The organism is Phascolarctobacterium succinatutens, from assembly GCF_958453765.1.
GTDB classification, from domain to species: domain Bacteria; phylum Bacillota; class Negativicutes; order Acidaminococcales; family Acidaminococcaceae; genus Phascolarctobacterium_A; species Phascolarctobacterium_A succinatutens_B.
The window spans coordinates 61,077-72,545 of record NZ_CAUDZA010000009.1 but is presented as its reverse complement, the minus strand read 5'-3'; the positions used below and the strand labels follow the sequence as shown (position 1 = coordinate 72,545).

Sequence of the window (11,469 nt, the reverse complement as noted above, 5' to 3'; positions counted from 1 at the left end):
TAACTGGCGTAACCGAACTGCCGGAAGGTGTAGAAATGGTAATGCCTGGCGATAACGTAACCATGGAAGTAGAACTGATCACCCCGATCGCTATCGAAAAAGGTCTGCGTTTCGCTATCCGTGAAGGCGGCCGTACCGTTGGCGCTGGCGTTGTTTCCGAAGTAGAAGAGAAATAATTTTAGTTAGATCCCTGGAAGAATATGAGGGGGGTTAACCTCCCCTCATATTCTTATGTTTGTTGGTATGGCCCTGCGATGATGTGAAAGGTTGCTTGCCTGTTAGACAGGGAGATTTTCACGGAGTATGTCCGTTCATAGAAACTGGGCGAATTTAGGAGGATATTTTTTAATGGCTAAGTCTCAAAAGATTAGAATACGCCTGAAAGCGTATGATCATAAAGCACTTGACCAAAGTGCTTCTAAGATTGTAGAAACTGCAAAACGTACCGGTGCACAAGTTTCCGGTCCGATTCCCCTTCCTACAGAAAAAAACATTTACACTATTCTGCGTTCTCCGCATGTTAACAAAGATTCCCGTGAGCAATTCGAAATGCGTACTCACAAACGTCTTGTAGACATTCTGGAACCCACCGGTAAGACTGTTGATGCTCTGATGCGTCTTGACCTGCCCGCTGGCGTAGATATTGAAATTAAACTGTAAGGAGGAGGTGCAATAATGGCTAAAGGTATCTTAGGCAAAAAACTGGGCATGACCCAAATTTTTGAAGCTGATGGCAGACTGATTCCTGTTACTGTTGTAGAAGCAGGCCCCTGCGTTGTACTTCAAAACAAAACCGAAGAAACAGACGGTTATAATGCTGTTCAACTTGGTTTTGGTGAAATTAAAGAAAAACATACCACCAAACCGATGAAAGGCCATTTTGACAAAGCTGGTGTAGCACCGGTTAAATTTGTCAGAGAGCTGCGTCTGGCTGCTCCTTCCGAATATGCGGTAGGCGATAAAATCGCTGCTGATATTTTTGCTGCAGGCGAACTGATTGACGCAAGCGGCGTTTCCCGCGGCAAAGGTTTTGCAGGCACTATTAAGCGCCACAATTTCTCTCGCGGACCTATGAAACATGGTTCTAAGTCTCATCGTGAGCCTGGTTCTATGGGCCCCATGCATTCCGGTCCTGGCGGCCGTGTAATCAAAGGCAAAAAACTGCCTGGCCGTATGGGTAATGCAAATGTAACTGTTCAACGTCTGACCGTTGTTAAGGTTGACGCAGAACGTAATCTTATTCTGGTTAAGGGTGCTATTCCGGGTGCTACTGGTTCTTACGTAGTATTGAAGGAAACCGTAAAACCTAACAAATAATAAGATAAGCGAAAGAAAGGAGGATGCTTCTAATGCCGAAGTTATCAGTATATGATCTTTCCGGTGCACAAACCGGTGAAATAGAATTAAATGATTCCGTATTTGGCGCTGAGTTCAATGAAGCTGTAGTACATCAAGCAGTTGTAATGCAGCTGGCAAACCAACGTCAAGGAACTTCCGCTACTAAAACCCGTGCTATGGTACGCGGTGGCGGTCGTAAACCCTGGAAACAAAAAGGTACTGGCCGCGCTCGTTGCGGTTCCAACCGTTCTCCCGTATGGGTTGGCGGTGGTACCACTTTTGGTCCCCAACCCCGCAGCTATGCAAAAAAAATGCCTCGTAAAGCACGTCGCTTAGCTCTGTGCTGCGCACTGTCTGCTAAAGTAGCAGCTGGTGAACTGGTAGTTGTTGAAGGCCTGGCTTTTGACGCTCCGAAAACTAAACAAGTAGCTTCTCTGCTGAAAGCTTTTGAAGCTGTTGACACTAAAGCTCTGTTGATCACCGATGGTTCCAACGAAAACGTTGCTCTTTCCGCACGTAACATGCCGAAAGTAACCACCATCACCAACATGGGTCTGAACTGCTTTGATATCCTGAACAGCAAAAAGGTATTCCTTGCTAAAGATGCTGTAGAAAAAATTGAGGAGGTGCTCGCATAATGGCTGCTAATCCTCGCGATATACTGATTCGTCCCATCATCACCGAAAAGACTTCTCAGATGATGCAGGAGAACAAATACACCTTCCAGGTTCCCCTGGATGCTAACAAAGTAGAGATTCGCCAAGCTGTAGAGGCGATTTTCAAAGTTAAAGTATTGAATGTAAATACCATCCGCGTACTGGGCAAAACCAAACGCATGGGTAAATATGTTGGCAAACGTTCCGATTATAAGAAAGCTATCGTGAAGCTTGCTGAAGGCAATACGATTCCCCTTTTCGAAGGAATGTAATTAACGTATAGGAGGTAAATTAAATGGCTATTAAAAGCTTTAATCCGTATTCTCCTTCCAGACGCTTTATTACTGTGTCTGCCTTCGAAGAGATTACGACTGACAAGCCTTACCGCCCGCTTGTTGAAAAACTTGGTAAACATGCAGGCCGTAATAATACCGGTAAAATGACTGTTCGTCATCAAGGCGGCGGTCATAAAAAACAATATCGTATCATTGATTTCAAGCGTACCAAAGACGGCATTCCGGCTAAGGTTGCTACCATTGAATACGATCCTAACCGTAACGCTCGTATCGCTCTGATCAACTATGCTGACGGCGAAAAACGTTACATCATCGCTCCGCTTGATTTGAAAGTTGGCGATATCGTAGTAAGCGGTTCTGACGCAGATATCAAAACCGGTAACTGCCTGCCGCTGAAAAACATTCCGCTTGGTACTACCGTACACAACGTGGAAATGAAAATTGGTAAAGGCGGCCAAATGGCTCGTAGTGCTGGTACCAGCGCTCAGCTGATGGCTAAAGAGGGCGACTACGCTCTGCTCCGTCTTCCTTCTGGCGAAATCCGTAAAGTACATATCAACTGCCGTGCAACCATCGGTCAAGTTGGTAACATTGATGCTGAAAACATCTGCATCGGTAAAGCTGGCCGTAGCCGTTGGCTGGGTATCCGTCCTGCTAACCGCGGCGTTGTTATGAATCCTAACGACCATCCGCATGGTGGTGGTGAAGGTCACTCCCCCGTTGGTCGTAAACGTCCTGTTACTCCTTGGGGTAAATGTGCATTCGGTACTCGTACTCGCAGAGAGAAGAAAGCTTCTACTAAGTTAATTCTGAAACGTAGAACTAAATAATAAAACAGGATAAGGAAAGGAGGCTAACCTAGTGTCCAGATCAGTTAAAAAAGGACCTTTTGTCCATGCAAGTCTTTTGAAAAAGATTGACGTGCTTAATGCCGCTAATGATAAAAAAGTTGTTAAGACCTGGTCTCGCAGCTCTACTATTATTCCGTCTTTCGTTGGTCACACCATTGCGGTTCATGACGGACGCAAACATGTTCCGGTATTCATTACCGAGGATATGGTAGGCCACAAATTAGGAGAATTCGCTCCTACTCGTACTTACAAAGGTCACGCAGATAAGAGCACCGGCTTAAAATAAGGGGAAAGGGGGACCAAACAATGGAAGCAAAGGCAATTGCAAAATATATCCGTATTGCGCCGCGCAAACTGCGCATCGTAATCAATCTCATCCGCGGCAAATCCGTTGGTGAAGCATTCGCGATCCTCAAATATACCCCGAAGGTTGGTTCTGAGGTAATCGAGAAAGTTCTGCGCAGTGCAGTAGCAAACGCAGAGCACAATTTTGACATGAACGTGGATAACCTGATCGTATCCTACTGTGCAGTAGATCAAGGTCCGACCATGAAACGTATTCATCCTCGTTCCCGTGGACAGGCTTTCAAAATTCTGAAACGTTCTAGCCACGTAACTGTAGCAGTTAAAGAAAAATAATATCCCGTCAGAAGGAGGGAAAAGATAGTGGGTCAAAAAGTTAATCCGCATGGTCTCCGTGTTGGCGTTATCAAAGGCTGGGATTCCAAATGGTACGCTGGCAAAGACTATGAGAAATTCTTGTTAGAAGACATTAAAATCCGTGAGTTCATCAAAGAAAAACTGTTCCTGTCCGGTATCTCTAAAGTAGAAATCGAACGCGCATCTAATAAAGCCCGCATTTCCATCCATACTGCAAAACCTGGTATGGTAATCGGTCGTCAAGGCAGCAACATCGAACTGCTGAAATCCGACCTGAAGAAAATGACTGAGAGCGCTATCGAAATCAACATCGTAGAAGTTAAAACCCCGGATATGGACGCAACCTTGGTTGCAGAGAACATTGCAGCACAGCTGGAACGCCGTATCGCTTTCCGTCGTGCTATGAAACAATGCGTTGGCCGTACCATGCGTATGGGTGCTAAAGGTATCAAAATTACCTGCGGCGGTCGTCTTGGCGGTGCTGAAATTGCACGCAGCGAATCCTATCGTGAAGGCAGCATTCCTCTGCACACCCTGCGTGCTGACATCGATTATGGCACTGCAGAAGCACATACCACTTATGGCCGTATCGGCATTAAGGTATGGATTTACAAAGGTGAAGTTCTTCCTGAAAGCAAAGAAGCAGCTAAAGTTGCTCCGGCAAAGGAGGCATAATCAGACATGTTATTACCGAAGAGAGTTAAACATCGTAAACAACATAGAGGTCGTATGACTGGCCGTGCTATGCGCGGTAATAGAATCGCTCATGGCGATTTCGGTCTGGTAGCATTGGAGCCCGCTTGGATTACCAACCGCCAGATTGAGGCAGCCCGTATCGCAATGACACGTTATATCAAACGTGGCGGTCAAGTTTGGATTCAAATTTTCCCGGATAAACCGATTACTGCAAAACCTGCTGAAACTCGTATGGGTTCTGGTAAAGGTTCTCCGGAGTACTGGGTAGCAGTAGTTAAACCTGGTCGCGTTCTGTTCGAAATGAACGGTGTTAGCGAAGAAGTTGCTAAAGAAGCAATGCGTCTTGCTAGCCACAAATTGCCTATCAAATGCAAATTTGTAACTCGCGCTCAACAGGAAGCTGAAGCTGCCGCACAAGAAAAGGGTGGTGAAGCTTAATGAAAACAACAGAAATTCGTGAATTGTCTGCTGCTGAGTTAGACACCAAGTTGGCAGATTTGAAAGAGGAACTCTTCAATCTGCGTTTTCAAATGGCAACCGGTCAATGTGAAAATCCGATGAAAATTCGTGACGTTAAGAAATCCATTGCCCGTATCAAAACAATCCAGCGTGAACGTGAGCTCAAGGCTTAACTGTTTTGAAGTATAACAAGGAGGAAACAGTCGTGACCGAAGAAAGAAACGCACGTGTTACCCGTATTGGTAAAGTTGTCAGCGATAAAATGCAGAAAACTGTCGTAGTTGCAGTAGAACGTTTCGTTCAGCATCCGCTGTACAAAAAAGGCGTACAACATACTATTAAATTTAAAGCTCATGATGAAAATAACGAAGCACATGTTGGCGACGTAGTTGAAATTATGCAAACTCGTCCGCTGTCTAAAGATAAATGCTGGCGCGTTATTGAAATCTTAGAGCGTGCTAAATAATTTTGCCGAAGAGTTAGTCCGGCAAGGGAGGGAAATCCATGATACAACAACAAACTATCCTTAATGTTGGTGACAACACTGGCGCTAAGAAGGTTATGTGTATCCGTGTATTAGGCGGTTCTTACCGTAAATATGCTAATATCGGTGACGTTATCGTATGTGCTGTTAAAGATGCATCACCCGGTGGCGTTGTAAAAAAAGGCGACGTAGTTAAAGCAGTTGTTGTTCGTTCCGTTAAAGGTGTTCGCCGTGCAGACGGTTCCTACATCCGTTTTGATGAGAACGCAGCAGTTGTAATTAAAGACGACAAGAGCCCGCGCGGCACTCGTATTTTTGGGCCTGTTGCCCGCGAACTTCGCGAAAAAGACTTCATGAAAATCATTTCTCTGGCACCGGAAGTGCTGTAAGAAATTAGATAACGCACTGTAAGGAGGTGTTCTTGACATGGCAAATGCTGTAAAGCTGCATGTTAAAAAAGGCGATACCGTTCTTGTACTGTCCGGCAAGGATAAAGGCAAGCAAGGTAAGATCGTTGAAGCTCTGCCTAAGAAAGCCAAAGTGGTTGTTGAAGGCGTGAATAAAGTAAAACGTCATACCAAACCGTCTCAGGCAAATCCTCAAGGCGGCATCATTACTAAAGAAGCTCCGCTCGCTTCTTCCAAAGTAATGCTGGTATGCCCGGTTTGCAAACAAGCTACCCGTATTAAAAAGACCGAAGTTGCCGGTGCTTTCGTAAGAACCTGCAAAAAATGCGGTGAAGTAATCGATAAATAATTTTCCGGGAAAGGAGGAAATAACTGAATGGCAAAGACCAGATTGCAAGAAAAATATTTGTCTGAAGTAGCTAAGGCTATGCATGACAAATTCCAATATAAAAACGTAATGGAAATCCCTAAAATTGAGAAAGTTGTAATCAACATGGGTGTTGGCGAGGCTGTAGGCAACAGCAAAGCTCTGGAAAGCGCAGTTGCTGATATGACTCAGATCGCAGGTCAAAAACCTGTTATCACCAAAGCTAAGAAATCCATCGCAGCTTTCAAAGTACGTCAAGGCATGCCTCTGGGTGCTAAAGTAACCCTGCGTGGCGACCGTATGTACTATTTCCTTGATAAACTGATGAATCTCGCTCTTCCGCGCGTACGTGACTTCCGTGGCGTAAATGCTTCCGCATTTGACGGCCGTGGCAACTACGCACTGGGTCTGAAAGAACAATTGATTTTCCCGGAAATCGAATATGATAAGATCGATAAAGTTCGTGGCATGGATATCATCATTGTGACTACCGCTAAGACAGACGAGGAAGCTAGAGAGCTGCTCAAACTCCTCGGAATGCCGTTCGGCGCATAAGTGAGGAGGGAACACATTGGCTAAAAAAGCCCTGATCGAAAAATGGAAAGGCGAACCGAAATTCGAAGTTCGTCATTATAACCGCTGCAAAGTTTGCGGCAGACCTCATGGCTATATGCGTAAATTTGGCCTCTGCCGTATCTGCTTCCGTGAATATGCTTATAAAGGAGCTATTCCGGGCGTAACCAAAGCAAGCTGGTAAGACAGACAACAAGGAAGGAGGGTATTTAAGTATGGTAATGACTGACCCGATTGCTGATATGCTTACCCGTATTCGTAACGCAAATTCAGTTCATCATGATAAAGTTGAAATCCCCGGCAGCAAGATTAAGCTGGCTATTGCTGAAATCCTGAAAGCCGAAGGTTTCATTAAAGATTTCGAAGTTATTGCTGACAGCAAACAAAATGTTATCCGCGTCAGCCTGAAATACGGTGCTAATAAAGAGAAGGTAATCTCCGGTATTAAACGTATTTCCAAACCTGGTCTGAGAGTTTACTCTCAAAAAGACCAACTGCCTAGAGTCCTCGGAGGTCTGGGTATTGCATTAATTTCTACTTCCCAAGGCTTGATGACCGACAAAGCTGCTCGTAAAGCAGGCTTGGGCGGCGAAGTTCTTGCATACGTATGGTAATACTAAAAAGATAGGAGGTGCTCGTACGTGTCTAGAATTGGTAAGATGCCAATTACTGTTCCCGCTGGTGTAACAGTTACTATTGAAGATAATCACGTGACCGTTAAAGGTCCTAAAGGCGAATTAACTCGCCAAATCAATAAAAACATGAAGCTGACCATGGACAATGGTGTAATCACCGTTGAACGTCCGGACGATGAAAAAGAAAGCCGTTCTCTGCATGGTCTGTCCCGCACCCTGATCAACAACATGATCATCGGTGTAACCCAAGGCTTCAGCAAAACTCTGGAAATTAATGGTGTTGGTTACCGTGCTGCTAAGCAAGGCCAAAACATTAACTTCACTCTGGGTTTCTCTCACCCGGTTGTAAAAGAGCCGCCTGCAGGTATTACTTTTGAAGTTCCCGCTCCGAACAAGATCGTTGTTAGCGGTGCTGATAAAGAAGTTGTAGGTGCAGTTGCTGCAGATATCCGTACTTTGCGTCCGCCTGAACCTTACAAAGGTAAAGGTATCCGTTACGAAGGCGAACATGTTCGTCGTAAGATTGGTAAAGCCGGCGCTAAAGGCAAGAAATAATTTCTAAAAGAAGGGAGTGAAACTCTTGCTTAACAGAGTTGATAAAAACGAGAAACGTCAAAAACGTCATCTCCGTTCTCGTAGATATATTATCGGTACTGCTGAAAAACCTCGTCTGAACGTATACCGTTCCCTGTCCAACATTTATGCACAGGTTATTAACGATGAGACCGGCGAAACTATCGCTGCTGCCAGCACCGTTGAAAAAGATCTGAAAGAAAACTACGGCGGCAACATTGAGGCTGCTAAAGCTGTAGGCAAAGCAATCGCTGAAAAAGCGCTGGCTAAGGGTGTAAAAGAAGTTGTATTCGATCGTGGTGGCTATCTGTACCACGGCCGTGTAGCTGCCCTGGCTGAAGCTGCTCGCGAAGCTGGCCTGGTATTCTAAGAGAAGGAGGAAATAAAGTGGCGAACTTCGAAAATAAAGAAAACGAATTACAAGAAAAAGTCGTTTTCATCAACCGTGTTGCTAAGGTTGTTAAAGGCGGACGTCGTTTCTCCTTCGCTGCACTTGTTGTTGTAGGTGATGAAAATGGTCATGTAGGCATGGGCCTGGGTAAAGCTGCAGAGGTTCCTGAAGCTATTCGTAAAGGCGTTGAAGACGCTAAGAAAAACCTGGTTACTGTACCGCTGGTTGGTACTACCATTCCTCATGAAAACATCGGTGTATTCGGCGCAGGCCGCGTATTCCTGAAACCGGCTGCAGAAGGTACCGGCGTTATCGCTGGCGGCCCTGTACGTGCCGTACTGGAACTGGCTGGCGTTCGTGATATTCTTACTAAATCTCAAGGCTCTTCCAACCCGAACAACATGGTTCGTGCAACCATTGAAGGTCTGAAATCCTTGAAGAGTGCTGAAGCTGTTGCAGCTCTGCGTGGTAAAACCGTAGAAGAATTGTTGGGCTAAGGAGGACTTTGTCATGGCACAAATTAAAATCACCCTGACCCGCAGCCTGATCGGTTACCCCAAAGATCAGCGTGCAACCGTTAAAGCTCTGGGCTTAGGTAAAATCAATACTAGCGTTGTTAAAGAAGATACTCCGACTATTCGCGGCATGGTTCACAAGGTTGAACATCTCGTGAAGGTTGAAGAAGCGTAAGACAAGGAGGTGTACTGAAGATGAATTTACATGAATTGTCTCCCGCTCCGGGATCTAAACGTGTAGCAGTTCGCGTAGGTCGTGGCCTGGGCAGTGGCTTGGGCAAGACTTCCGGCAAAGGCCAGAAAGGTCAGAAATCCCGTTCCGGCGGTGTTAAGCGCCCTGGATTTGAAGGTGGTCAAAGACCTCTGTACCTGCGTCTTCCTAAACGCGGTTTCTACAATAAATTTGGTAAAGATTATGTTGAAATCAACGTTTCCGTACTCAATCGTTTTGAGGACGGCACCGTTGTTGAACCCGTAATGCTTATTGAAGAAGGTGTTGTTAAGAATATTCGCGACGGCATCCGTATTCTTGGCAATGGCGAATTAACCAAAAAGCTTACTGTACAAGCTATGGGCTTCAGCAAATCCGCTGAAGAGAAAATCGTTGCAGCTGGCGGTAAGATTGAGGTGATCTAAAGTGTTAGCAGCCCTTGCAAACATATTTAGAATAACAGAACTCAGGCAAAAAGTTTTATTTACTCTCGCCATGTTCATCGTATTCAGGGCTGGAACACATATACCTGTTCCTGGCGTAAACGCTTCTGTCATTGAACAGCTTTTCCGCAGCGGTAATCTCTTCGGACTGCTTGATATGTTCAGTGGCGGCGCCTTGAGCAAATTCTCCATTTTTGCTATGAGTATTACCCCATATATCAATGCTTCAATTATTTTACAGTTATTGAAGGTAGTTGTACCGACCTTGGAACAATGGTCCAAGGAAGGTGAGGAAGGCTTCAAGAAAACGACAAAGCTTACACGTATGCTGACGGTAGCTTTGGCGTTTATCCAAGCCTGCGGTATGGCCTACGGCCTGAAGATGGCAATTAATAACCCCGGGATTTTCTCAATCCTGCTTATTGCTATCACACTTACTGCAGGAACCGTTTTCCTTATGTGGATAGGCGAGCAGATTACGGCTCGCGGCGTCGGCAATGGTATTTCCCTGATAATCTTTGCCGGTATCGTATCCAGACTGCCGGATGGACTTAAGGTAATTTTCCAATATCTGCAGGCTGGCACGGTAAGCTTATTGAACGTTATTTTGTTCGCGGCTATAGCCCTGGCGATGGTAGTTTTCGTAATTATCATTTCTGAGGGTATTCGCAAAATCCCCGTTCAGTATGCTAAGCGTGTAGTAGGCAAAAAGGCTTATGGCGGTCATACAAGCTATATCCCTCTGAAGGTCAACCAGGCAGGCGTTATTCCGATCATCTTCGCTTCTTCGGTGTTGATGTTCCCGGTAACAATTGCTCAGTTCGTTGATGTTCCCTGGGTTAAAGCAATGGGTAAGCTCTTTCAGTGGGGCAGCCCTCTGCAGACCACATTATATGTTCTGATGATTTTGTTCTTCACTTACTTCTATACAGCAGTAAGCCTGAACATCGGAGATCTCTCCGATAATATCAAAAAGAACGGTGGCTTTATTCCCGGTTTAAGACCCGGTAATCCTACTACAGAATATCTTGACAAGGTAATGTCCAGAATAACTTTGGCCGGTGCGATTTTCCTCTCATTAATTGCGCTGATGCCTCATGTTATCGGATGGGTAACTCGCATTGAAGGTGTGTACTTCGGCGGTACCGCTTTGTTGATCGTTGTTGGTGTTGCATTACAAACTATGAAGCAGATAGAGTCCATGGTGCTGATGCGTCATTATCATGGCTTTATGAAATAGGAGGAGTTCAGAATGTACATTCTTTTAATGGGACCTCCGGGTGCTGGTAAAGGCACTCAAGCAGAAAAACTCATTGATGAATTTAAAATCCCTCATATCTCCACAGGAGACATGTTCCGTGCAGCAGTAAGCGCAGGCACCGAACTTGGTAAAGAGGCGAAAAAATACATGGACGCTGGCGGACTTGTCCCCGACGTCGTAACCATCGGCATTGTTCGTGAAGGCTTGTCCAAACCCGAATGTGCAAATGGTTTCATCTTAGATGGCTTCCCGAGAACTGAGGAGCAAGCAGTTGCTCTCGACGGAATCCTCAAAGACCTGGGCATTAAATTGACCGGTGTTGTTAATATCTCTGTTCCTGACTCCGAGCTGGTTGCGCGTGTAGTTGGCCGCCGTATCTGCAAGGCTTGCGGTGCTACCTATCATGTAAGCTTTAACCCCAGCAAGGTAGAAAATGTCTGCGACAAATGCGGCGGCAACCTTTATCAACGTAACGACGATAAAGAAGAAACCGTTGTAAATCGTCTGCATGCATATCATGAACAAACAGAACCGTTAATTGAGTACTACAAAAAACAAGGCCTGTACAAAGAAATCGATGGCTTGCAGCCTATCGATAAAGTATATGCTGACGTTAAAGTTAGTCTCGGATGTAGCAAATAAGGAGGTACAAC

Annotated in this window: 23 protein-coding genes and 1 pseudogene; all 24 read left to right on the top strand. The window is 45.4% G+C overall.

Annotated elements, in window-relative coordinates; genetic code table 11:
* Positions 1 to 176 (top strand): annotated as a pseudogene (gene tuf / locus Q7Q81_RS05500) (elongation factor Tu); the annotation flags it as partial.
* A gap of 172 nt (positions 177 to 348) precedes the next feature.
* The gene (gene rpsJ, locus Q7Q81_RS05495) at positions 349 to 660 is read left to right on the top strand and encodes a 30S ribosomal protein S10 (RefSeq protein WP_021719359.1); all 312 of its coding nucleotides are present in this window, start codon (positions 349 to 351) and stop codon (positions 658 to 660) included.
* 15 nt (positions 661 to 675) lie between these two features.
* A complete protein-coding gene (gene rplC, locus Q7Q81_RS05490) occupies positions 676 to 1,317 on the top strand; it encodes a 50S ribosomal protein L3 (RefSeq protein WP_021719360.1) in 642 nt (213 codons plus the stop codon).
* Between the two features lie 32 nt (positions 1,318 to 1,349).
* Positions 1,350 to 1,976, top strand: a complete 627-nt coding sequence (rplD, locus tag Q7Q81_RS05485; protein ID WP_021719361.1) for a 50S ribosomal protein L4 — start codon at positions 1,350 to 1,352, stop codon at positions 1,974 to 1,976.
* Positions 1,976 to 2,266 carry a 50S ribosomal protein L23 gene (gene rplW / locus Q7Q81_RS05480; RefSeq protein WP_210684866.1) on the top strand — a complete coding sequence of 97 codons (291 nt, stop codon included), beginning with the start codon at positions 1,976 to 1,978 and terminating at the stop codon, positions 2,264 to 2,266. The genes rplD and rplW overlap by 1 nt, the downstream gene beginning before the upstream one ends.
* A gap of 23 nt (positions 2,267 to 2,289) precedes the next feature.
* Entirely contained in the window at positions 2,290 to 3,120 is an 831-nt protein-coding gene (gene rplB / locus Q7Q81_RS05475) for a 50S ribosomal protein L2 (protein ID WP_304274191.1), read from the top strand.
* 31 nt (positions 3,121 to 3,151) lie between these two features.
* A complete protein-coding gene (gene rpsS, locus Q7Q81_RS05470) occupies positions 3,152 to 3,427 on the top strand; it encodes a 30S ribosomal protein S19 (RefSeq protein WP_021719363.1) in 276 nt (91 codons plus the stop codon).
* 20 nt (positions 3,428 to 3,447) lie between these two features.
* A complete protein-coding gene (rplV, locus tag Q7Q81_RS05465; protein ID WP_009145390.1) occupies positions 3,448 to 3,780 on the top strand; it encodes a 50S ribosomal protein L22 in 333 nt (110 codons plus the stop codon).
* A 27-nt stretch (positions 3,781 to 3,807) separates the two neighbouring features.
* Positions 3,808 to 4,476: a 30S ribosomal protein S3 gene (gene rpsC, locus Q7Q81_RS05460; RefSeq protein ID WP_009145391.1), complete on the top strand. Its 669-nt coding sequence runs from the start codon at positions 3,808 to 3,810 to the stop codon at positions 4,474 to 4,476.
* Between the two features lie 6 nt (positions 4,477 to 4,482).
* Positions 4,483 to 4,935, top strand: coding sequence for a 50S ribosomal protein L16 (gene rplP / locus Q7Q81_RS05455; RefSeq protein ID WP_021719364.1), 453 nt, complete (start codon positions 4,483 to 4,485; stop codon positions 4,933 to 4,935).
* Positions 4,935 to 5,129, top strand: coding sequence for a 50S ribosomal protein L29 (gene rpmC, locus Q7Q81_RS05450; RefSeq protein WP_009145393.1), 195 nt, complete (start codon positions 4,935 to 4,937; stop codon positions 5,127 to 5,129). Before rplP ends, rpmC begins: the two co-directional genes overlap by 1 nt.
* A gap of 32 nt (positions 5,130 to 5,161) precedes the next feature.
* Positions 5,162 to 5,422 carry a 30S ribosomal protein S17 gene (gene rpsQ / locus Q7Q81_RS05445; RefSeq protein ID WP_021719365.1) on the top strand — a complete coding sequence of 87 codons (261 nt, stop codon included), beginning with the start codon at positions 5,162 to 5,164 and terminating at the stop codon, positions 5,420 to 5,422.
* A gap of 38 nt (positions 5,423 to 5,460) precedes the next feature.
* The gene (gene rplN, locus Q7Q81_RS05440; protein WP_009145395.1) at positions 5,461 to 5,829 is read left to right on the top strand and encodes a 50S ribosomal protein L14; all 369 of its coding nucleotides are present in this window, start codon (positions 5,461 to 5,463) and stop codon (positions 5,827 to 5,829) included.
* Positions 5,830 to 5,866: 37 nt separating this feature from the next.
* On the top strand, positions 5,867 to 6,196 hold the full coding sequence (gene rplX / locus Q7Q81_RS05435) for a 50S ribosomal protein L24 (RefSeq protein WP_009145396.1): 330 nt from the start codon (positions 5,867 to 5,869) through the stop codon (positions 6,194 to 6,196).
* A gap of 27 nt (positions 6,197 to 6,223) precedes the next feature.
* Positions 6,224 to 6,769 (top strand): 50S ribosomal protein L5, encoded by a 546-nt coding sequence (gene rplE, locus Q7Q81_RS05430; RefSeq protein ID WP_009145397.1) that lies wholly within the window; start codon positions 6,224 to 6,226, stop codon positions 6,767 to 6,769.
* Positions 6,770 to 6,785: 16 nt separating this feature from the next.
* The gene (locus Q7Q81_RS05425) at positions 6,786 to 6,971 is read left to right on the top strand and encodes a type Z 30S ribosomal protein S14 (RefSeq protein WP_009145398.1); all 186 of its coding nucleotides are present in this window, start codon (positions 6,786 to 6,788) and stop codon (positions 6,969 to 6,971) included.
* Between the two features lie 31 nt (positions 6,972 to 7,002).
* Positions 7,003 to 7,401 carry a 30S ribosomal protein S8 gene (rpsH, locus tag Q7Q81_RS05420; RefSeq protein WP_009145399.1) on the top strand — a complete coding sequence of 133 codons (399 nt, stop codon included), beginning with the start codon at positions 7,003 to 7,005 and terminating at the stop codon, positions 7,399 to 7,401.
* 27 nt (positions 7,402 to 7,428) lie between these two features.
* The gene (rplF, locus tag Q7Q81_RS05415; RefSeq protein ID WP_293807813.1) at positions 7,429 to 7,977 is read left to right on the top strand and encodes a 50S ribosomal protein L6; all 549 of its coding nucleotides are present in this window, start codon (positions 7,429 to 7,431) and stop codon (positions 7,975 to 7,977) included.
* Between the two features lie 25 nt (positions 7,978 to 8,002).
* A complete protein-coding gene (rplR, locus tag Q7Q81_RS05410) occupies positions 8,003 to 8,365 on the top strand; it encodes a 50S ribosomal protein L18 (RefSeq protein WP_021719367.1) in 363 nt (120 codons plus the stop codon).
* Positions 8,366 to 8,382: 17 nt separating this feature from the next.
* Positions 8,383 to 8,883 (top strand): 30S ribosomal protein S5, encoded by a 501-nt coding sequence (rpsE, locus tag Q7Q81_RS05405; RefSeq protein WP_009145402.1) that lies wholly within the window; start codon positions 8,383 to 8,385, stop codon positions 8,881 to 8,883.
* Positions 8,884 to 8,896: 13 nt separating this feature from the next.
* Positions 8,897 to 9,076 (top strand): 50S ribosomal protein L30, encoded by a 180-nt coding sequence (rpmD, locus tag Q7Q81_RS05400; RefSeq protein WP_021719369.1) that lies wholly within the window; start codon positions 8,897 to 8,899, stop codon positions 9,074 to 9,076.
* A 20-nt stretch (positions 9,077 to 9,096) separates the two neighbouring features.
* A complete protein-coding gene (gene rplO / locus Q7Q81_RS05395; protein WP_009145404.1) occupies positions 9,097 to 9,537 on the top strand; it encodes a 50S ribosomal protein L15 in 441 nt (146 codons plus the stop codon).
* Between the two features lies 1 nt (position 9,538).
* Entirely contained in the window at positions 9,539 to 10,795 is a 1,257-nt protein-coding gene (secY, locus tag Q7Q81_RS05390) for a preprotein translocase subunit SecY (RefSeq protein ID WP_293807811.1), read from the top strand.
* Positions 10,796 to 10,807: 12 nt separating this feature from the next.
* Positions 10,808 to 11,458 (top strand): adenylate kinase, encoded by a 651-nt coding sequence (locus Q7Q81_RS05385; protein WP_009145406.1) that lies wholly within the window; start codon positions 10,808 to 10,810, stop codon positions 11,456 to 11,458.
* Positions 11,459 to 11,469: the final 11 nt, after the last annotated feature.

Bases quoted from the DNA above. Each gene is read 5' to 3' on its own strand.
- rplN (WP_009145395.1), top strand. From the start codon at position 5,461: ATGATACAACAACAAACTATCCTTAATGTTGGTGACAACACTGGCGCT.
- rplC (WP_021719360.1), top strand. From the start codon at position 676: ATGGCTAAAGGTATCTTAGGCAAAAAACTGGGCATGACCCAAATTTTT.
- rpmC (WP_009145393.1), top strand. From the start codon at position 4,935: ATGAAAACAACAGAAATTCGTGAATTGTCTGCTGCTGAGTTAGACACC.
- rplX (WP_009145396.1), top strand. From the start codon at position 5,867: ATGGCAAATGCTGTAAAGCTGCATGTTAAAAAAGGCGATACCGTTCTT.
- rplE (WP_009145397.1), top strand. From the start codon at position 6,224: ATGGCAAAGACCAGATTGCAAGAAAAATATTTGTCTGAAGTAGCTAAG.
- rplD (WP_021719361.1), top strand. From the start codon at position 1,350: ATGCCGAAGTTATCAGTATATGATCTTTCCGGTGCACAAACCGGTGAA.
- rplW (WP_210684866.1), top strand. From the start codon at position 1,976: ATGGCTGCTAATCCTCGCGATATACTGATTCGTCCCATCATCACCGAA.
- rpsH (WP_009145399.1), top strand. From the start codon at position 7,003: ATGGTAATGACTGACCCGATTGCTGATATGCTTACCCGTATTCGTAAC.
- rplO (WP_009145404.1), top strand. From the start codon at position 9,097: ATGAATTTACATGAATTGTCTCCCGCTCCGGGATCTAAACGTGTAGCA.
- rplV (WP_009145390.1), top strand. From the start codon at position 3,448: ATGGAAGCAAAGGCAATTGCAAAATATATCCGTATTGCGCCGCGCAAA.
- rpmD (WP_021719369.1), top strand. From the start codon at position 8,897: ATGGCACAAATTAAAATCACCCTGACCCGCAGCCTGATCGGTTACCCC.
- rplB (WP_304274191.1), top strand. From the start codon at position 2,290: ATGGCTATTAAAAGCTTTAATCCGTATTCTCCTTCCAGACGCTTTATT.
- Q7Q81_RS05385 (WP_009145406.1), top strand. From the start codon at position 10,808: ATGTACATTCTTTTAATGGGACCTCCGGGTGCTGGTAAAGGCACTCAA.
- rplP (WP_021719364.1), top strand. From the start codon at position 4,483: ATGTTATTACCGAAGAGAGTTAAACATCGTAAACAACATAGAGGTCGT.
- rpsJ (WP_021719359.1), top strand. From the start codon at position 349: ATGGCTAAGTCTCAAAAGATTAGAATACGCCTGAAAGCGTATGATCAT.